10 protein-coding genes and 1 tRNA gene are annotated in these 18,984 nt (G+C 58.9%); 2 read left to right on the top strand and 9 right to left on the bottom strand.

The annotated features are described in order from the left end of the window. The first annotated feature begins 92 nt into the window (after window positions 1–92). Window positions 93–1,133 (top strand): aminoglycoside phosphotransferase family protein, encoded by a 1,041-nt coding sequence (locus KQI84_15480; protein ID MCB2156276.1) that lies wholly within the window; start codon window positions 93–95, stop codon window positions 1,131–1,133. Window positions 1,134–1,189: 56 nt separating this feature from the next. Here KQI84_15480 and KQI84_15475 read toward each other — a convergent pair whose 3' ends face one another. From KQI84_15475 to KQI84_15455, 5 genes are all read right to left on the bottom strand, one after another. Continuing rightward, entirely contained in the window at window positions 1,190–2,701 is a 1,512-nt protein-coding gene (locus KQI84_15475) for a S41 family peptidase (protein ID MCB2156275.1), read from the bottom strand. Window positions 2,702–2,901: 200 nt separating this feature from the next. After that, window positions 2,902–4,278: a right-handed parallel beta-helix repeat-containing protein gene (locus KQI84_15470; GenBank protein ID MCB2156274.1), complete on the bottom strand. Its 1,377-nt coding sequence runs from the start codon at window positions 4,276–4,278 to the stop codon at window positions 2,902–2,904. Window positions 4,279–4,340: 62 nt separating this feature from the next. Beyond that, entirely contained in the window at window positions 4,341–5,726 is a 1,386-nt protein-coding gene (locus KQI84_15465; protein MCB2156273.1) for a right-handed parallel beta-helix repeat-containing protein, read from the bottom strand. A gap of 430 nt (window positions 5,727–6,156) precedes the next feature. Continuing rightward, the gene (locus tag KQI84_15460) at window positions 6,157–6,543 is read right to left on the bottom strand and encodes a VOC family protein (protein MCB2156272.1); all 387 of its coding nucleotides are present in this window, start codon (window positions 6,541–6,543) and stop codon (window positions 6,157–6,159) included. Between the two features lie 172 nt (window positions 6,544–6,715). Then, complete coding sequence (locus KQI84_15455; GenBank protein ID MCB2156271.1) at window positions 6,716–8,113, bottom strand: ammonium transporter; 1,398 nt, start codon at window positions 8,111–8,113, stop codon at window positions 6,716–6,718. 387 nt (window positions 8,114–8,500) lie between these two features. On the opposite strand from KQI84_15455, the gene KQI84_15450 reads away from it, so the two are divergent. After that, a tRNA-Arg gene (locus KQI84_15450) sits at window positions 8,501–8,578 on the top strand. Window positions 8,579–8,713: 135 nt separating this feature from the next. Here KQI84_15450 and KQI84_15445 read toward each other — a convergent pair. The 4 genes from KQI84_15445 to KQI84_15430 all read right to left on the bottom strand — a co-directional run bounded on the left by KQI84_15445 (window position 8,714) and on the right by KQI84_15430 (window position 18,661). After that, window positions 8,714–12,907: a hypothetical protein gene (locus KQI84_15445; protein MCB2156270.1), complete on the bottom strand. Its 4,194-nt coding sequence runs from the start codon at window positions 12,905–12,907 to the stop codon at window positions 8,714–8,716. Next, complete coding sequence (locus tag KQI84_15440) at window positions 12,904–14,076, bottom strand: NHL repeat-containing protein (protein ID MCB2156269.1); 1,173 nt, start codon at window positions 14,074–14,076, stop codon at window positions 12,904–12,906. The genes KQI84_15445 and KQI84_15440 overlap by 4 nt, the downstream gene beginning before the upstream one ends. Before the next feature lie 25 nt (window positions 14,077–14,101). Next, entirely contained in the window at window positions 14,102–17,611 is a 3,510-nt protein-coding gene (locus tag KQI84_15435; GenBank protein ID MCB2156268.1) for a hypothetical protein, read from the bottom strand. Between the two features lie 81 nt (window positions 17,612–17,692). Continuing rightward, window positions 17,693–18,661 carry an NHL repeat-containing protein gene (locus tag KQI84_15430; GenBank protein MCB2156267.1) on the bottom strand — a complete coding sequence of 323 codons (969 nt, stop codon included), beginning with the start codon at window positions 18,659–18,661 and terminating at the stop codon, window positions 17,693–17,695. Window positions 18,662–18,984: the final 323 nt, after the last annotated feature.

Here is an 18,984-nt window from a genome sequence, read left to right as displayed (position 1 = left end):
GCTATCGCGGCGCGCCTGGCGTCTGATCTCATCGATAGAGCCCGATCTTCGGCGCTCTTGACCCCGGCCCCGCCTTCTCTCAAGCTCCTCCAATGTCCTTGCTGCGCCTGAAAGAGACCCTGACAAAGGCCGCCTTCCGGCCCGTTTCCGCCCGTCAACTCGGCGCGCGGCTTCAGGAGTACCTGCTCCACGAGCCCGTGGCCGGTCATCGGGTCTCGCCGCGAACGCCCGGCGTCATCGCCAAGGTGGGGACAGGACGCAATGCTATTGTTCGCCGCTGGGAGCATCCGGAGCTTGGGGTCCTCTACGCCCGAGCCTGGCCTTATGACCTTCGGGTGCGCCCGGCGGGGGAGCATCGCCATGCCTCGGAGCTCTTCAGAGAGGCGTGCCTGCGAGTTCCCGAACTGCTCCTGACGGACGAATCCTGGCGGACGCTGCGGCGGTACCGGCTCGCGCTGGTTGTCGAGCGCGCGGCGCCCGGCCAGCCAGCCGAGGACCTCGATGCGATCGGCCTCGATCTGCTGAAACGTTGGGCGGGGGAACTGGCGCAACTCCACAGCCGGACGGGAGCGCGCTGGGGGAAGCCCTGGTGTCCAGAGAACGAGGGCGAGGATCCCAAAGAATTCTGGCAGGGGAGACTTGCCAAATTCCGCCGACGCATCCCCGGGAACACGAATCTGCTGAGCGATTCTCAGGTCGTCGAAGGGCTCAAGGGGACGGAGCATCTCCTGCGCAGCCATCGCTTTGAGACACCGACCCTCGTGCATGGCGACATCAATCCCGACAACCTGTTCATCGACGAATCCGGTGGGATCACCTGGATCGACTTCGGGACCGTCCATTACGGCCTTCCGGCCGAGGACCTGGTCGGTGTCTCGAAGTGGCTGGCGCCCCTTGGGCTCTTCGACGAGTTTGCGCAGGAGTACCGGGGCGCCGGCGGATCCCCACGCGACCATTGGCAGCCGGGCTTCGACTTGATGCAGCGGCTGATGGCGTTCGAGAAGCTGAGCTCGCGGATCGTCAAAACCACCCGTCGCTCCCATATCCAGGGTAAGAAACGCGATCGCCTCCTCGGCGAGCAGGAAGCCTACGAACGGCGCCTTGCCGAGCTCTTCAACTGGGACATCGAATAGAGTCCGCCCCCGGCGAACCGGGGGCGGATTGAATTGCGGATTCTTGTCTGCGGCCGTCAGTGGGCCATGCTGAACTCATCGTTCTCGGTGCTGCTGGCGATGGTCGGGACGGCTCCGCCGGTGCCCGTGTTGCGAAGGATCATGTAGATCTTCATCTGCTTCAGGGCTTCCTGCAACTGGATGTCGACGAAATCGTCTTCTTCCATAAGCTCGGGCTTCTCGACCTGGTAGAACTTGTGATTGGGATCGGACTCGTCGATCTCTTCCTTCTCCTCGATCTGCAGGTCGACGCTCGGCGCCGTCTCATCCTGAGTCTCTTCGGTCTCTTCCGGATCCGGAACGCGGTAGTCTTCGCCGGTGGAAACGTCGCCGAGCAGACCGTGGCGGGCCAGCTCGATCTCATGATTCTTTGGCAGGGGAACGCCGATATCCGGAGTGATTCCGATGTGGTGGATCGTGCGGCCGGAGGGCGTGTAGTACTTCGCCGTCGTCAGGCGCAGCGCGCTCTCCATTGGGTTGCCGTTCTCGTCATCGACCATCGAGTGTGTCAGTCCGCCGATTGTCTGGACGGAGCCCTTGCCGAACGTGTTCTTTCCAGACGGCCCGATGATGACGCCGATCTTATGATCCTGGATGGCGCCGGCGACGATCTCACTTGCCGAGGCGCTGCCTTCATTGACCAGTACGAACATGGGAACATTGACGATCGGGTCAGCGACCGCGCGGTACTCGCGGTTCTGGCTCTTCAGGCGACCTTTCGTTGAGACGATCATCTCGCCCTTGTCGACGAAGAAGTCGGAAACGTCGATGGCTTCGCGCAGCAGGCCGCCGGAGTTGAAGCGGAGATCCAGGACGAGGCCTTCCATGCCCTGGCCCTTCATGTCCAGCAAGGCGCGGCGCAGTTCGCGCGACGTCTTCTCACTGAATCGGGTCAGGCGGACGTAGCCGATGTTGTCTTCCATCATCTTGTGATAAACGCTGTCGACTTCGACGTTCGCGCGGGTCAGCGTGAACTCGAGCGGCTCCATCTCGCCCTGGCGATAGACTTTGAAGGTCACCGACGTACCGGCCGGGCCGGTCAACTTCTTGACGGCATCGTTCAAAGCCAGGCCCTCGGTGCTCTCGCCTTCGATCTCGATAATGCGGTCCCAAGGCTGAATACCAGCCTCGGCCGCAGGCGTACCCGGGATCGGCGCGATGACCGTCAGCAGGCCCTGGCGAGTCGTGATGTGGATGCCGATTCCGCTGAATTCGCCGGACGTGTCTTTCTCGAGTGACTTTAGCATATCCGGATTCAGGTACTGGCTGTGCTCATCAAGGGCCGTGAACATGCCCGCAACGGCGCCTTCCAGCACCTTCCGGGGTTCCACGTCATCCACGTACTTGGTCTGGATCTCGGTGTAGACCTCGGCGGCCAGATCGACGAAGCGGTAGAACTCCTCGTCTTCGCTGGCGGCGCGGATCTGAGAGTCCCGCAATCCGACGAGCAGGAGAGAGAGCACCAGCAATCCGACCGCTGAAACGAAGAAGAAGCGATCCGACTTCGGGGCGCGTTTCCAGAGATTCATACTTGTTTACCTTCCGCAAAAGACTCGCATTGTCACCCGATCAGACCTCGCCGGCCACTTCGGAGTTTGGCAGGCGTCAGGGCAAAAACACTTGGCACGGCCCAACTCTGCATGGGTCGTGCCAGAATTAGACCGCCGTGCAGGAGCACTGTCAAGAGCCGTGCAGGTTATGCCTTACCTGAGTACCTTTTGCCCCGATTTCAGTTCTTGATAATCAGCCCGCTCGAAGCAACGGACTCGTCGGCGCTGTTGCCGCCAAGCGTCACTGTACCCAGGTAGTACTCGATCGTACTCCGGTGGATTGCGTAGAGGCCGATGTCGTTGTTCAGAATCTGGTGGTTGTTGCTTCCCATCATCACGTATCCGCCACGATCGCTCCAGATGCCATACTTATTACCATCGCTGGTGATTCGGATCAGCATGGCATAGGAGTTTGTGATGCAGTTAAGACCCGCCAGCCCGCAGCCTCTCACAGTTGTATCCCGAATGTCCGCGGAGGCGTTGTCATTCAGGTAGATGCCATGATTGGTGGCTCCATCAATCGTGCAATTCTCCATGTAGAAGTAGGTGGAATAGCCAACGCGGACGCCTGTGTCCTGCGAGTTGGTGACCGTTGAATTGCGTACCCGGACATAGGAATTGTGGAGTCCACGAATGCCCTCCTGGTTATTGTCCAATGTGCAATCCAACAGGTCGATTGAAGACGCCTTCAGAGCATAGATGCCGCATCGTCCGTAGGCACCAACGTTGTCCTGGAACGTGCAATCTTCTACGGCAACCCGCGAGGCGTCCACCATCATCCCGGCGGATGTATAGCCCTGAATCGTTAGACCTTTGAAGGAGATTGTCTGTGGAACTCCAGCGATTCTAAAGCCATAAACAGCGCCAGTAGAGCCCGGCTGCAGGATCACATCGCCCGGTGTATCAGGATCCTTCCGAACCAGGAGCGAGGCGTTCTTGCCTGCCAATGCAATGTTGAAAACAGATACGCCCTCCTCGTAAATCCCGTCGGCAATCTGAACAATCGACTCGCCATTGATGACCGGCGGCAATGCATCGATGCCACCCTGGATGGTCTTCTTGGCGCGGTTTGGCCGTAGACCCGAGTTCAAGTCATCTCCCGAAATCCCATCGACGTAGATCGTCAGGACGTCTTCATCTCCATAGCCGAATCCAGGACCCAAATGAACTCGCTTATCCGGCGAGAGCTGTTGGACTCCATCGCCGGCATCGACCCACACACGCATGAAGAGTTGGGCGTCATCTTCAAAGATGGCAGCAGGAAGGGCTGACATATTCGGGAGGGACGTATCGCCGATCTCCAGCGAGAAGTGGCCGTCCTCCACTGTCACAGGCACGCCACTGGCCGGAGGCAAGGCCGACAGATCACCATCGTCATTGACCCAAAGGAAGGTCTCGGTTGCACCATCCTTTCGGTAAATTGCGAAGTAGAAGTCCGCTGTCCCGGTGAAGTTCGCCCCATCCTTTTTCAGGTGGCCCTGGTAGTTGAAAACACTTGCCGCTGCAGCAAAATCCGCCATGAATACAACGATGGCCAGCAAGAGTATGAGTTTCATCCGCACTCTTCTCATGTCAAAGTCTCCCTACAGGATTGATCGTCTGGTAACATGAGGCAGAGTCAGTTTACCAGAATCACGCTGGTTGAATCTTCTTCAGAGTTGGTTCCGTTTCCGCTGATGGTGACCGATCCTCCATAATATTCAATCGTGCTGCGGTGAATGGCTCGCAGGCCCAGTGTGTTGTTCGAGATCGAATGGGAGTCATTTCCGAGAAAGAGATAACTGCCCCGATCGGACCAGATGCCAATTCCGTTTTGAATGGAATCAACTTCGATCAACATCGCACAGGACTGCTTCGTACCACGCAGCCCAGCTCCCGCATTGCCCTGGAGGGTCGTGTACCGAAGGTCCGCATTGGAATTCATCCAAAGATAGATTCCATCACCCCCGGAGTTCTGAATCGTCGCCGTATTCGTGTGCAACACGGTCGAGAATCGGGCATAAACACCGGTGTCTTCGGAGTTGGAGATGGTGGTGTCGTAGAGCCCGATATCGCAGAAGTGATCGGCGTAAATGCCCATGTGATTGTTGTCCAGAGTACAGTTCTTCAAGGAAGCCGAAGCACCTCGCAGCGCGTAGATTCCCCATCCAGTAGCTCCCAGGTTGTCCTTGATGGTGCAGTCTTCCAGATCGACAGAGGATCTGGAAATCTGAACGCCGGCGAAACTGAAGCCCTGGACTGTCAAGCCGGTGATAGTGATGGGTCGATCGGTCCCCGCGATGTCGAGTCCCGTTGTTTCTCCCGAACTTCCCGGCTGCAAGACGACATCTCCCGGCGTTCCGGGATTCTTCTGAATGGTCAGCGAGGCGAGATTCCCAGTCAGCGTCACGCTGTGAATTGCAACTCCCTCCTCATAAATCCCATCGGCGATTTGCACGATTGCTTCGCCGTGTATCACCGGCGGCAATGCATCGATGCCACCCTGGATGGTCTTTTTGGCGCGGTTTGGCCGTAGACCCGAGTTCAAGTCATCTCCCGAAATCCCATCGACGTAGATCGTCAGGACGTCTTCATCTCCATAGCCGAATCCAGGACCCAAATGAACTCGCTTATCCGGCGAGAGCTGTTGGACTCCATCGCCGGCATCGACCCACACACGCATGAAGAGTTGGGCGTCATCTTCAAAGATGGCAGCAGGAAGGGCTGACATATTCGGGAGGGACGTATCGCCGATCTCCAGCGAGAAGCGCCCCTCATCGACATCCACGGGGACGCCGGAGGAGGGCGGAAGGACTGAGAGATCGCCATCATCGTTCACCCACAGGAATGTGTCTGTGGATCCATCTTTGCGGTAGATCGCGAAATAGAAGTCCGCCGTGCCGGTGAAGGAGTGCCCATCTCTGTTTAGATGGCCCTGATAGTTGAATACGCCGGACGCATTGGCGACATCGCCAAGCCCAAGCACGATAATAAGTGCCCACAAGGCAATCGAAAGACGCTTCATCCGAATCTCTCTCCCTTTCCTCTGGTGTTATCACACGAAATGCATCAGTAAACCCACCAATGAGGAACCGATGACGGCGCGACTTCCGGATCCTCGCCGATGGAATAGCTCATCGAGGAGGACCCCGCTGCCGATTCCACTAATGTGATGGATGAGGTTGCCGAGTAATCGGAAGAGACGGCCGTGCCCCCTCCATATGAGATGATGCTGGTGGGAATGCTGAGAACGGATCTTGGCCCTGAGGACCCTGGTGCTGCGAGCCAGCAGAGGACGACAAGCATCCCCGCCCAGATTGGGCCACGCAGGAGTCTCTCCTTCTTCACTTGGCCCTCCTTCTCCTACATTTCCGAGAACAAAATTTACTCGTGTATCCATTGGTGTCAAGTGTTGTTCACACCGGGCCTTCATCCATACCTAAAGCCCAACTGAGTCAGGTCTTGGCAGCCTCGAACAAGGCAACGACAGCCCCCGCGGGGTCTTCGACGACTGCGAAGCGACCCATACCGCCCGCGCTCCTTTCGGGAACACGGACCTTTCCGCCGCCGGCTGCAACACTCGCCAGGCTCGCATCCAGGTCCTCCACCATCAGGTAGACTATCCAGGCCGGCGGCATTGATGCGTTGGATCCTTGTGCGTGACAGATCCCGGCGACGCATTCGCCGTCCGCGGCGGTCATGCTGAAGTCGCTGTAATCTCCCATGGGAACTTCGTCCACCGTCCATCCGACGACCTTCTGGTAGAAGTCCCTGACCTCCACTGCATTGGGAACGGTAAGATCCAGCCATCCGATACGTCCAGGACCGGGGGGAGGCGCCATGATGCATTCTCCTTGTTGATTGGATGTTCGTCCAGTTTGTGATTCCCGCCGGCAGCCAATTCGTCAATTGGCACCTTTCAGAGATGCGCTGGCTTTTTGGTTGTCGCCCAAAAACAACGGGCCGGTCGGAGTAAACCGACCGGCCCGAAAGTGCGCTGTGCTAAGCCGCGAGCTACGCAGCAATTCCGTGGTAGCCGGACTCGCCGTGATCGGCGATGTCCATGCCGACCTCCTGCTGATCCACCGACGCCCGAACACCGAGCGTCTTGTCCACGACCAGCAGAATGATGAACGTTCCGGCGATCGCGATCGCGTAGGTGACTCCCACGGCGATGATCTGGTTCAACACTTGACCCCAGTTGCCATCGATTGCGCCGACAGGGCCTTCACCAAATGCCGGGTTGATCGCCTTCGTCGCGAAGATGCCGGTCAGAATCGCGCCGAGGGTTCCGCCGATTCCATGCACACCAAAGACGTCCAGCGAATCATCGTAGCCAAGTTTCTCCTTCACCTTCGTCACGAAGAACCAGCACACGACGCCGGCAATCAGACCGATCAGAAGTCCACCCATCGGCGTCACGAAACCGGACGCCGGAGTGACAGCGACAAGCCCTGCGACGGCGCCGGAGAGCGCGCCGAGGAGACTCGGCTTGCCTCGCGTCAGCCATTCCACGGCACACCAGGAAAGCGCCGCGGCGGCTGCCGAGAAGTGCGTGGCTGCAAACGTGGTTGAAGCCAAACCGTTGCTGGCCAGTGCACTGCCGGCGTTGAAGCCGAACCAGCCCACCCAGAGCAGTCCCGTGCCGATTGTCGTCAGCACCAGGCTGTGGGGGATGAACTGCTGGCTGGGCCAGCCGGCGCGCTTGCCGAGATAGATCGCGCAAACGAGCGCCGAGATGCCCGAGCTGATGTGCACCACCGTGCCGCCGGCGAAGTCCAGCGCCGGAACGTTCGGGCCAGTCCCAACCGCAAAGGCATTCAGGAAGCCACCCGGCCCCCACACCATGTGCGCCAGGGGGAAGTAGATAAACGTCACCCACAGGAACATGAACGCGACCAGCGCGCGGAAGCGGAAGCGCTCTGCAAACGCGCCGACGATCAGCGCCGGCGTGATGATCGCAAACATCAACTGGAACATCATAAACGTGGCGTGCGGAATCGTCAGTCCATCCAGCACCTCCATCCCAACGCCCTTCAGGAACAGGTACTGGGTTCCGCCGAAGAAGGCGTTTCCCTCGCCAAACGCGATGCTGTAGCCGTACACGGCCCACAGGATCGACACCATGCCCATCATCATCACGCACTGCATGCAGATCGACAGGACATTCTTCGACCGTACCAGTCCGCCGTAGAACATCATCAGGCCCGGCGCGGTCATCATCAGCACCAGCGCGCAGCAGACAAGCATCCAGGCGTTGTCGCCAGCTACCTGGGCCTCTGCGATTTTCGCGTTCAGCTCGTTGAATTGCTCGACAGAGATCGTCTGAACAGCTTCCTGGGCAAACGCCGCGACCGGGGCCGCCAGTAACAGCAGGGGAGTGAGGAACTTCGGGGAAAAGAAACGTCTCATGGCTCGTGAGGACTCCTCGCGTCGTGAAATCGCAGCCCCGAGTCGTGAGGTCGGGACCTGGTTCACCCGAGCCTTTCTGCAAGCTGACATCCAGACTGAGTATTATGCCACAGCTCGGTCCAAGCGGCTTCTTGTGCGCTGTGATGAATGGAGTTAGAGGCAACATGCTCAAGCGATCTGATGGAATCGAGCCACCGTGCTGGTGCTCCGAATTGCTCAGATGGCAAACATTCAGCCATCGCCATGTAGCCAGACTGGTTCTTTTTTGATCTGTGCGCATCAGAGGGATCCGTGGAGCAAAAAAACTCCGCGGTTCGCCCTTGACAGCACCCGCCGATGTGAAGACTATCCCCACCGTTGTTGCGGCGATGCCGCCACAGACTTTGCGCGCCCGTAGCTCAGCTGGATTAGAGCGCCTGACTACGGATCAGGAGGTCGGGGGTTCGAATCCCTCCGGGCGTGCCATTCAAGACAAAGCACTGATACGAAGCCGCCGAGGGTTACTCGGCGGCTTCGGTGTTTCTGGTGACGTTTCCGAGAGCTATCGATCGTCCGATCGGTCGTGCACTCGGGGGCGCCTCTTGTCATGGCAGTCCGCCACTACGGCTGCGTCTGGTGGCATTGCAGGCAATCTACCGTCGTGACTCGATAGCCCGTGTAGCTTTCTCCATTGTGGCCTTCGCCGTGGCAGCGCAGGTAGCAGCGCCCGCGATCGTCTCCTGTATCGAGGAAGGCGCTTGATGGGGTATAGGTGGTTCCGCCGGTCGTGAGCGAGATATTGAACCCATGATTCAGGCCGTATTCGAAGTAAATCAGTCCACTCTCGTTCGCATCATACGGGGCATGCGCATTGTGACACGCGATGCACGGCGATCGCTCTTCAATGATGTGCTTCTTGTGGTATTCGCGGAACGCATCATCACCATTCAGGATCTGTTGAGAGTCGTGGCACGTGAAGCACAGGGCGTAGGCCGAAGTGGACGAACTCGTGTAGTCGGCCACCGCGTAGTTGGCCCGCAGCGTCGCCAGCGAATCTGAACCATGAGCGTTGTGACAGAGAGTGCAGTCGCCGCCCAAGGTCACGTCGTGGCGTGTTCCAATGAAGGCTGTCTGATCCCATCCGGTTCCGGGCGATGTCGCCGGGAATTCCACGGCATCCGGCGCCTGGGCATCGTGACAGGCGAGACAGAACTCGCGCATGCCGGCGTCGCCCCAAGGCAGCGTCGGATTGTCCGGGTTCGCCAGGCTGGCGCCCTTTGTTCCGTTGTGGGGATTGTGGCACATCGTGCATTCGACGCGCGAACCGTTGGTAGCTTGTTCCGCATCATCAATGTCGTGATGGTTGGTCATGCCGAATTCGTTCATCTCATTCTGGTGACATTCGGCGCACAGAGCTTCCTCAATCTCCGGTGACATCGCGGTACCGGGACCGCCCTGACCGTGAGGATCGTGGCAGGCGGTGCAAAGAAGTCCGCCGTGGGCAGAGTCTTCGTAAGCGGCCGAGTGCGTGTAGTAGGTGGGCAGGCTGTTGCCCGCGCCTCCTTCGCGATGGCACTGGTTGCAGCCCGTGTTGTCCTGGTCGGGAGCAAACCCGGGCTTGAAGCGCAACTCTGTGCCGGCCGAACCGTCGATGTGCTTGGCGGTCAGATCGTGGCACCAACTGCAGGCCATGTTTGCCGCCGGATTTCCGTTAGCTCCTTCGGACTGCCAGGACATCGTGGGGAATCGCGTATCCTTTCGGCCGTGTCCCGTCACATAATAACCGTACGTCTGGGAATCGCCGTAGACCGGAGGAGCGTAGACTCCTCCGATGACTGCGGATTCATTCGTCGCGGCTGTTGCCGGATCGTCGTCGTGGCAGCTCTGACACCAACGGGCGTGGGCCGGATGAAGCGTTCCAGGAGCCAGGTACACGCCGGTTGCCCATGCGCCCTTGGCTTCACTGACGCCATCGCTGATTCCGTCCGGACTGTGGCAGGAATCGCAAGCGGCCGTACTCGTCAGGCCCGCCTGAGCACCTTCAAGGAAGTTCACGGTTCCATTGTTGTGTCCGGCGTGCATTCCGAACTGCGCGCCATTGCCATGGCACTCGTCGCAGGACTGAATGCCTGGGCCGATTTCAGTCCCGAAGTGAGTCGCATGCGAGCCGGTGTTCAGCGTCTCCGGCGTGGCGTCGTGACAGCTTCCGCAGGACGCCGTGAATTCCTGCTCGTGTGCGTGACAGGCTGTGCAAGGAGCCTGGGTGTTGTGTGTGTGATCGCCTGCTGGGTTGTTCTGATGATAGGCCGTCTGCGTGTGACAGACTTCGCAGATGCCGTTGTAGTCAGGATCGCCACTCGTGAATCCGCCGGCCTCGCGGCTCGTGAATACAACCGATCGGCCGTTCACCACGGGCCTGACGAGCAGGAGATTCGTCGATCCATGCGGACCATGGCAATCGTCGCAGGAATACTGTGGGTTGTCGTGCGGATGATCTTCGTAGCCGCTCTGATCCCAACTGGCCCCCGGGGCCTGGGCGGGGTAAACCACGCCGGATGGCGGATCGCCATCGTGACAAACCAGGCAGAAACCGCGCGTGTCGGCAGTCCAGCCGCTCGTGGGGTCATCCAAGGAAATCAGTGGGTTGGTTTCACTGGCGATGTGCGGGTTGTGGCACATCGTGCATTCGATGCGCGAGCCGTTCACCGCCTGCTCGGCATCATCGATATCATGATGGCTTAGGCCACCGAATGCCTGAACGACATCGTTGTGGCATCGTGCGCAGAGTTCCTCTTCCACGCTGGTTGTCATGGCCGCTCCCGTTCCGGAGTCGCCGTGGACATCGTGGCAGGCGGTGCAAAGGAATCGACCGTGCTCGGACGCCTCGTACCCGACGGAATCGACGAAGTACTCCGGCGGCCCCCAAGCGGCTTCGCCTTCCTTGTGACATTGCGTGCAGGAATCGTTGTTCTGATCCGGCGCAAACCCATTGCGAAGTCGATCAACGCTCCCGGGCTGTCCGTCGAAGTGCGGTGCCGATGCATCGTGACACGCGGTGCAGTCCAATGCGCCAGGCGGATTCCCAGCATCGCTCTCGGCTTGCCAGGATTCGGCCGGATATGACGAGCCGGAACGACCGTGCCCGGTGACCAGGAATCCGAACGTTGTGTTGTCGCCAAGCCGCGACGGCGCAGATACGCCATCCACAAGCGACGATTCATTCTCGACCGTTTGCGGGTTGTCATCGTGACATCCTTCGCACCACATGGTTGCGGATGCGGAAAGCACGCCGGGGGAGGAGTAGGCGCCGGTTGCCCACAGGGCCTTCGCGCCGACGTTCGAATCGTTTACGCCGTCGAAGAACCCTGATGGACTGTGGCAGGTATTACAGGCGGAAGTCTGGGCAAGCGACTCGGTGGCAACGCCATTGAAGTTCACCACGCCGTTGTTGTGGCCTGCATGAGACGCTGTGTCGGCTCCTTCGCCATGGCACGCGGAACAGGTCGCGATCCCCGGTCCAGTGCTATCCGCGAAGTGCATCGGATGCGAACCGGTCGTGAGTGTTTCCGGCGTTGCCGCGTGGCAAGTGCCGCACTCTGCCTTGAATCCTTCAGAGTGCAGATGGCAGTCGGTACAGGCCGTTCCATTGTTGTGATCGTGGCTGCCCGTGGAGTTGTTGCGATGGTAGCGGGTGTTTGTGTGGCAAGTCTCGCAAACGCCGTCGTAATCGGGCGCGCCATGAATGAAGTCGGGCGGAGTCTTGCTGGAATAGTCGACTGCGTGCCCGTTGATCACGTCGGCAACGAGAAGGATATTCGTCGTATCGTGTGGTTCGTGGCAGTCTCGACAACTGAACCGTTCGCCCGTCGGGTGTCCTTCATACAAATGGCAGGCCTGACAGAGAGTTTCATCGTTAGGGGCGCGCAGAAGATACCCGTCGCCCTCGCCTGGCTGAGCCAGAGCAATGCCATCGCCTGGGGCGACCGCAACCGGAAGCGGGAGATTCCACCAGAGCGTGTCGGAATCGTTCGCGATGATGGATCGAATCTCCCGGTCGTTCTCACCACTGGAGATAAACGTGGCCTCCCGACCGACAAGAGTATCCGTTGTCCATCCGGCTCCATCGACGACGGCGGAAGTTCTCTCTGCATCTCCGCCCGTCGCGTGGAACCACAGCGTCTCATCCGAGTAGCCTCTGTGAACCGAGTGGCATGTGCTGCAGACAATCCCCTCTTCCTTCAATGGCAAGTAGTAGCCGCCATCGGCTGGCGGGTGCATGTCTTGATTGGTGGGATCGATAGAGACGCGCACGGGATGGCTGCCGATGTTGGCGGCGGGATCGTCAACCCACCGGCCCAGGTCTCGCGCACGATGGCAGTCGAGGCACAGCTCGTCATTATCATTCGAAGCGCGCAGAAATGGCTCGCCGGAGTCATGCGAATGTTGATCGTGGCAAGTGCTGCAGACGATCATTCCATCAAGCAATGCACCGCTGACAGCTCCAATCTGCGGAGCGAGCGTGTCGAGTTCCTCGTTGATCGGCGCGACATTCCACGCGTGAGAAGATCCCGACTGGCCCGGTTCGGCTGCCTGCGATGCTTGCACAGAAACCGCGCCACCGACTGCTGTCGGATTGTGACAGGAGATGCAGAGCCCTGCGTTCCCCGTTGCTAGGGTCCCGGCGGCGGACGGTTGCAACGTCTGGCGGTGACAGGCCGCGCATCCGACGTTATGCGGTGCCGCCTGCGCATAGAGACATTGCGGGAGGGTGAGAACCAAAAGGGCTGAGAAGACGATAACAAGTTTTCGCATCATTCAAATGTCCACGCGTCGCCGGACAGGCGACTTGATGTCCAATATCGATAGCTCTGGATTGTCTGGGTTCCGGGGGATGTCACATAGACGCGTTCCGATGGAATGACGCCCAGGTCGATTGGGTTTGCCAGGCTGCCACGCCAGTTCCCGAAGTAGCCGAACGTTGTGATGTGATCTCCGGTCGGAGTCAGCAACTGGATGTGGTTCTGGTAGGAATCCAGAACAAGGATCTGCCCCTGGCCATCAACTTCCAGTGCCTGGATGCGTCCGAATTGTCCCGGCGCATATCCGGCGGTTCCGAATCGGCGCAAGAGCGTTCCGCTCGGGCTGAAGGCGAAGATCTCAAGCTTCTGCTGATCGGCGACATAAACCTCGCCGGCATTCGGATTGACGGCAACGTCGACCGGATACTCGAAGAGGCTGTGCCCGCCCCAAGACGTTGCGGGATCTCCATTTGTTGTGAAGACGCGTACCCGAGCGGATTCCGAGTCGATGGCGTAGATTCGTCCCGACTGGTTATCCACCGCGATCGCCGTGGGGCGTCCGATCTCTCCGATGCCGCTGCCGAGTGTGTCGATGAAGGTTCCATCGGGCGAATAGAGAGCGATTCGATCGAGGCCGTCTTCACCGACAACAACCGTTCCATTATCCAGCACTGCCAGTCCCACGGGCTGAGGACCCGTCGGAAATTCGGCCAGCTTGAGGCTGCCCTTGGAGAATTGGGCGACCCGGTTTCCGATCGGATCGGTTACCCAGAGCGTCTCGTCCGCGGTGACCGCAATGCGCGCCGGGGCAAAGCCGATGCCGCCGAGTGCCGCGTGTGCGGCAATCGGTCCGACTGGAAGAAGGAACTCGGCGTTCGTCATCTTCCCCGAGCGATCCGCGATCTGGACCTTCACCATGAAGTTCCCGGATTCGCCCGGTAGAGCCCAACGAATGCGGTCGGCCCCAGGCTCGGCCTCGAGAATCGTCCCGTCGGCTGCTGTCCAACTGAAGGTCAAGTCCGTCCCTTCCGGATCGGTCGCGCGGCAACGAACTTGAACCTCGTCGCCGGCACTCCAGACGGCAGGCGTGACAACAAATCCCTCGATCTTCGGTGGTTGGTTGGCGGCGGAACAAGTCCCGGCGCCAGCCAAGAGGCATCCCACCACGAGTGCAGTGATTCTCATCCTCTGTTCCCTCGATTCGCTTGCATCAGTGCTTGTGGCAACTGGCGCAACTGACCGTTTGCAGAAGCTCAGGTGCGTGTGGCGTCAGTCCGGTTGCAGCAAGGTTTCGTTTTGTCTCTTCTGCCCATGTTGCTCGGCGTTCCATCTCTACTTCGCCCCTGTCGAATGGGCGGGTGATTTGCCTGTGAGTCTCCGACACCGATTGTGAAACCGATGCGTTGTCGGAAGTCGCGGCTCGAGTGCTTGTCACTGTGACGTCGGAGGTTGCCGAGATCGGCAGCGGATCTTCAAAGACGAAGTCCGAGAGTCCACTCTGGATCGGCCAGATTCGACCATGATGGAGCGTGGCCTGGACGCGTCCGGTGCCGGCGAACAGTCCCTTGAAGAGACCCTGTTCATCGATCGTACCGATCAGGCCCGAATTGAAGAGAAGTGCCCAGGATCGGAAGTAGCAGAACGACGGCGACGCAGGATCGGTCGGATTGTCGGACGGCCACGTGTCATGGACCTCGATCTGCCAATCGCCGTTCGAGTTGCGATCGTTGAAGACCGTCAGTGAATCCGGCGCCGTATTCCAGAACGCCATCGGCTTGTAGGTCCACGAGTCGCCGACCTTGAACTGCGGCGACACACCACCGTAATAGGCGTGCAGGTGATAGAATCCCGCCATGGCGCCGTATTGCAATGGGGTGGTGAGAGATGTCACCACGTCCGTTGCGGAACCGCCCTGGTTGTCGGACCAGTCGAAGAGCGCTGTTCCCATGTCGCCTTCGGCAGTGATCGTAATCGTGTATTCCAGATTGTTCGGGCCGGTGTACCCATCGCGGTTGATGTAACCGAGCAAGATGCCAGTGCCGGTCTTTCCGGGAAGCTCTGTCACATCGGTGTTCGGGGCATTCGGCGATTCGCTATCGTAGATCTTGTACAGGTTATCGGTTCCATCATTCCAATTGGACTGGACGATCTGAGCTTCCTCGCCAGTCGTCAGATTTCTCAGCCAGACCTCAAGGTCTCCGCGGTAGTGATGCGGAACATCGACGAAGACATTCAGGTCAGTCACGAGGCTTGGCCCGCCCGAGACGGTCCCGTCATCGGTGACGTTGATTAGTCCCCAGCCGGATGGATCGTAGCCCTCCGTTCGGTCGAACGGGATGTTGGCATCGAAGTCGAAACGCTGGCCCGCGCTTCCGCCAGTCAGGCCTTCGAGTCCCCAATCCGCCTGGCGCTGCAAACCACCTGGCGATAGGAAGTAGGCCGACGGCGAGATGACCGGCTGGAACTGTTGGAATGAGTTCACCGGCACAGAAGCCGGATCCGGTGTCAGTGACAACGTGTACGTCGAGAGTTCGTCGATCAGCAGGAGATTCTTATTCGTCGAGGCGTGAGCCAGGTGGCACGACGCGCAGTCCACTCCGGTGACATCGATGTCGAGGTGAAGCGGTGCGTCCGCTTGCGTGCCATCATGGCAAGTCAGACACCATGCGTTGTCGACATCTCCTCCCCATGACGTTGACCGGTCGTCCGGATCGCAGAGAAGGTTCGTGTCGTGATCCAATCGATGGGGATCGTGGCAGTTTCTGCAGACGACAGCGCCATCGCCAATCTCCTTGTAAGGATCCATGTGTTGTGAACGCGGATGGACCGCACCGGTGCCGACAAAGGCGACCTTCATATTCTCCATGTAGCGTGTCGTGCCTTCGTTCACGCTCACATTGGCAAACCCACCGTGGCATCCATAGCAGGTTTCTTCTTCGTGCCCGCCACCGTACATCGGCGAATAGAAGCGAACGCGGACGCGATGCCCATCATCGTGGCAGGAATCGCAAAGCCCGCCAAACACCGCACCCGAATTCGGGTAGTCGTCACGGTGACTGGAGACAGTAGCCATGTCGGACTTGTCGGAAGCAATGAGACCGGACAAACGGTAAGCCGGGTTGGGATTGTCACCGTCATGACAATCGACGCACCAGGAGTGACGCGAGCCAGGATACGTTTGCCATTCCTGATCTCCAGAACCATCCGGATCCAGATCCAGATCGACAGTCTCATCGCCATGCAGCGGATTATCGTAGGAATCCTCCAGGTGGCAGATCAGGCAGTTGTTGTTCTGTGGATCGGAAAGATCTCCCGAGCGATCATACGTGAAGGGATGATGCCCACCTTCATTCTCGAAATCTTCACTGATGGACCGCGTCGCGATCCCATCGGCTGTCACATTGAGCTCATTGCGGTGACATGACAGGCAATCGACCATCTGAGGCACGAACCCAGTGACGTGAGAATGGCACTGCATGCAATCGGTCGTCGCGTAGTGCGAATGATCGCCGCCCGCGTTGTCCTGATGATAAGCAGTTGCCGTGTGGCAGCGCTCGCACACGCCATCGTAGTCCGGCGATCCACTCAGGAAGTCATCCGCCGACTGGTAGGTAGCCGGCTGGCCATTCAGCCAGTCGCGGACGAGGCGCTTGTTGCTCGCTCCGTGCGGTTCGTGGCAATTCGAGCACGTAAGTCCGCTGTGATCCTCGTACAGATGGCACGTCTTGCAGAGGGTCGCATCGTTCGCCATTCGGAGCAGATTCCCATCGCCTTCGCCGAGCATCGACGGATCTGCATTCGTGTTACTGTCGCCATGATGGGCGGAGTGGCAGGAGAGACATTGTACCGTATCATCGGACGCATCGGCAGTTGTGCCGTGGTCCTCGAGCTCGAGCGGAGCGATCGACGTTGCATACCAGGACACCGAGGGCATCAGAACCCCGGTCGGGTGGTTTCCAACGTTATTGATCGGATCGTCCGCCCAGGTTCCCATTGAACGATCGGGGTGACAGGACGCGCATAAAACGTCGCTCGAGTTGTCTACGCGAAGGAATGGAGGGAACGTGTTTGCGTGCTGATCGTGACAAGTGTTGCACACAACGATATCGTGAGACAAAGCATCTGCGATCGCCGGCGTATCGACTTCGAGCGGGAGGGCGAAGGCCTCAAAGCGCATGTCCAGAGGAAACGATGTCGTACTGGGATGATCTTCGAACAGCAGCGAAAGCCCCTGACCAACGGCAACGCTGGACTGAACGGTATCGGTTCCGGAATTCCCCCAGTTGTCAGCCCAGGCGAACTGGGCGACTCCAACCGCGCCGCCTGATGTGATCATGGCACTCAGCGTGTAGCTCGTCGCTTCCGCATAGTCTCCGGTGAGTGCGACCGAACCGGTTTCACCGGCCGGAGTCAGAACGTGAACATACTGCAGCAGATTCGAGTCCCAGCGATGGGAGTAACCCGAGATACCAGGGATCGCCTGGCTCTCGGACTGCAGTGCCATGTCGTACGGAACACTGCCTACCGTGTGGCAACTCAGGCAAAGACTGGGACCGCCTGTCGGTGTCGTTATCAATGCCAAAGCATTCAATGGGATCGTATGGCAGGAGTCGCAATCGATGCCCTGTGTTTGATCGTGTGGGGCGTCGGCCCCAAGAGCGAGACCGCAGAGAATGGAAAGTGCAGAAATGAGAAGCGTGATCCGGAAATGGCGAATCATTGTATTACTCCCTGGCGCGAATAGTGAGTTTCATCATCCATCGATCTTGCGCGATCCCCACCCCTGAGGTTTCTCGATGGACTATGGTTGTTCCAGAATGTACCAGTCAGGCACAGCGCTTTCTGTCGGAATCACGCCGGCGGACTGAAAGACCTCGACGGCGAGCGTATTGTGCGAAGCGACGTACAGGAGGCCGTTGGTCTCGTCCAGTTCGGCATCGACGGCTTGCAGGAACCCGTCTCCTGGCAGCAGCCCCATCTCTCCGAAGTCGGTTTGCCAAGCCCCGTCGGAGGAATCGACGAGTTGCACAGAATTCAAGAATGAATCGGATGCGCAAACGAACCCGCTCGTGCTTGCAGCGATTCCTTGAACTCTGACGAATTGCCCCGGCAGCGAACCCATCGAACCGAACTCGCGAAGATACGTCTTGTTGGAATCGAAGACCTGAACGCGTCCGTTCGCCTGATCGGCTACATACAGCCGAGTTCCGTCTTCGCTGATGGAGATGCCGGTCGGTTTGATGAATTCGCTGGGACCTGTCCCAGAGGCTCCGAACGAACCAATGAAGCTTCCGGTGGAATCGTACTCGCTGATCTGAGCGCTCGCCGAATCAACCACGTAGAGATGGCCAGTTGAGCGATCGATCTCCAGGTCGCACGGAAGGCCAAACTCCCCATCGCCCGCTCCGAGCGAGCCGACGTAGTTCTGCCCGGCATCGTACAAGTCGACCGAACCCGTCATAGCGTCCGAGAGCGCAAAACTCCCGTCCGCCCAAATGGCGATTCCGAGCGGAGCCGCGGTCTGAGATGGTGTGAACTGGGTGACTGCAGACCCCGTCGAATCATAGACAAGGACTCGTGTTCCCCAAGGATCTGTGATGTAGAGATTCTGCGAACTATCGAGCGCCAGCCTTGCGGGCGAACTCGTGTCAGTCAGAATCGTTCGCATCGGGTACTCGATTGTTACACCACTCACCGCCTGGGTACCTGCAATCAAGACAAGTAGACTTAATGCAACTGTCCAACCAGACAAGACCTTTGATCGTCTCATTGTTCTCTCACCTCGTATCCCTCCGCCAACGTCCTCTCGCTGGCTGATATCTAGAGGGTTTAGTCCATCACCGAGGATGGCATTTCTAGAGGTTCTGGAGGTTCGTTGGGGGTGAAGTCAATAATGAATTCAACCGTGACTATGTTGGCACAGTGGGATCAGGGCCACATTCGCAGCGTGGTGAAACTCGCCAAATGGCCATCTTGTAATGAAGTCCAAAGAGGGCATGTGCACCCTCCCAACGAAGTCCTATCCGGCATAGCAATCTCAGACGTCCACGCAGCCCAATTCGCCCTGGGAGGCGTTGTGAGTAACCAGCATGG

The organism is bacterium (genome assembly GCA_020444065.1).
In the GTDB taxonomy this organism is placed as follows: domain Bacteria; phylum Sumerlaeota; class Sumerlaeia; order SLMS01; family JAHLLQ01; genus JAHLLQ01.
This window is presented reverse-complemented; position numbering and strand designations above follow the sequence as displayed.

What these genes read in the sequence shown, in the direction of transcription:
- KQI84_15455 (MCB2156271.1), bottom strand. Translation starts at nt 8,113, where the DNA reads ATGAGACGTTTCTTTTCCCCGAAGTTCCTCACTCCCCTGCTGTTACTG.
- KQI84_15475 (MCB2156275.1), bottom strand. Translation starts at nt 2,701, where the DNA reads ATGAATCTCTGGAAACGCGCCCCGAAGTCGGATCGCTTCTTCTTCGTT.
- KQI84_15435 (MCB2156268.1), bottom strand. Translation starts at nt 17,611, where the DNA reads ATGATTCGCCATTTCCGGATCACGCTTCTCATTTCTGCACTTTCCATT.
- KQI84_15465 (MCB2156273.1), bottom strand. Translation starts at nt 5,726, where the DNA reads ATGAAGCGTCTTTCGATTGCCTTGTGGGCACTTATTATCGTGCTTGGG.
- KQI84_15470 (MCB2156274.1), bottom strand. Translation starts at nt 4,278, where the DNA reads ATGAAACTCATACTCTTGCTGGCCATCGTTGTATTCATGGCGGATTTT.
- KQI84_15430 (MCB2156267.1), bottom strand. Translation starts at nt 18,661, where the DNA reads ATGAGACGATCAAAGGTCTTGTCTGGTTGGACAGTTGCATTAAGTCTA.
- KQI84_15445 (MCB2156270.1), bottom strand. Translation starts at nt 12,907, where the DNA reads ATGATGCGAAAACTTGTTATCGTCTTCTCAGCCCTTTTGGTTCTCACC.
- KQI84_15460 (MCB2156272.1), bottom strand. Translation starts at nt 6,543, where the DNA reads ATGGCGCCTCCCCCCGGTCCTGGACGTATCGGATGGCTGGATCTTACC.
- KQI84_15440 (MCB2156269.1), bottom strand. Translation starts at nt 14,076, where the DNA reads ATGAGAATCACTGCACTCGTGGTGGGATGCCTCTTGGCTGGCGCCGGG.
- KQI84_15480 (MCB2156276.1), top strand. Translation starts at nt 93, where the DNA reads ATGTCCTTGCTGCGCCTGAAAGAGACCCTGACAAAGGCCGCCTTCCGG.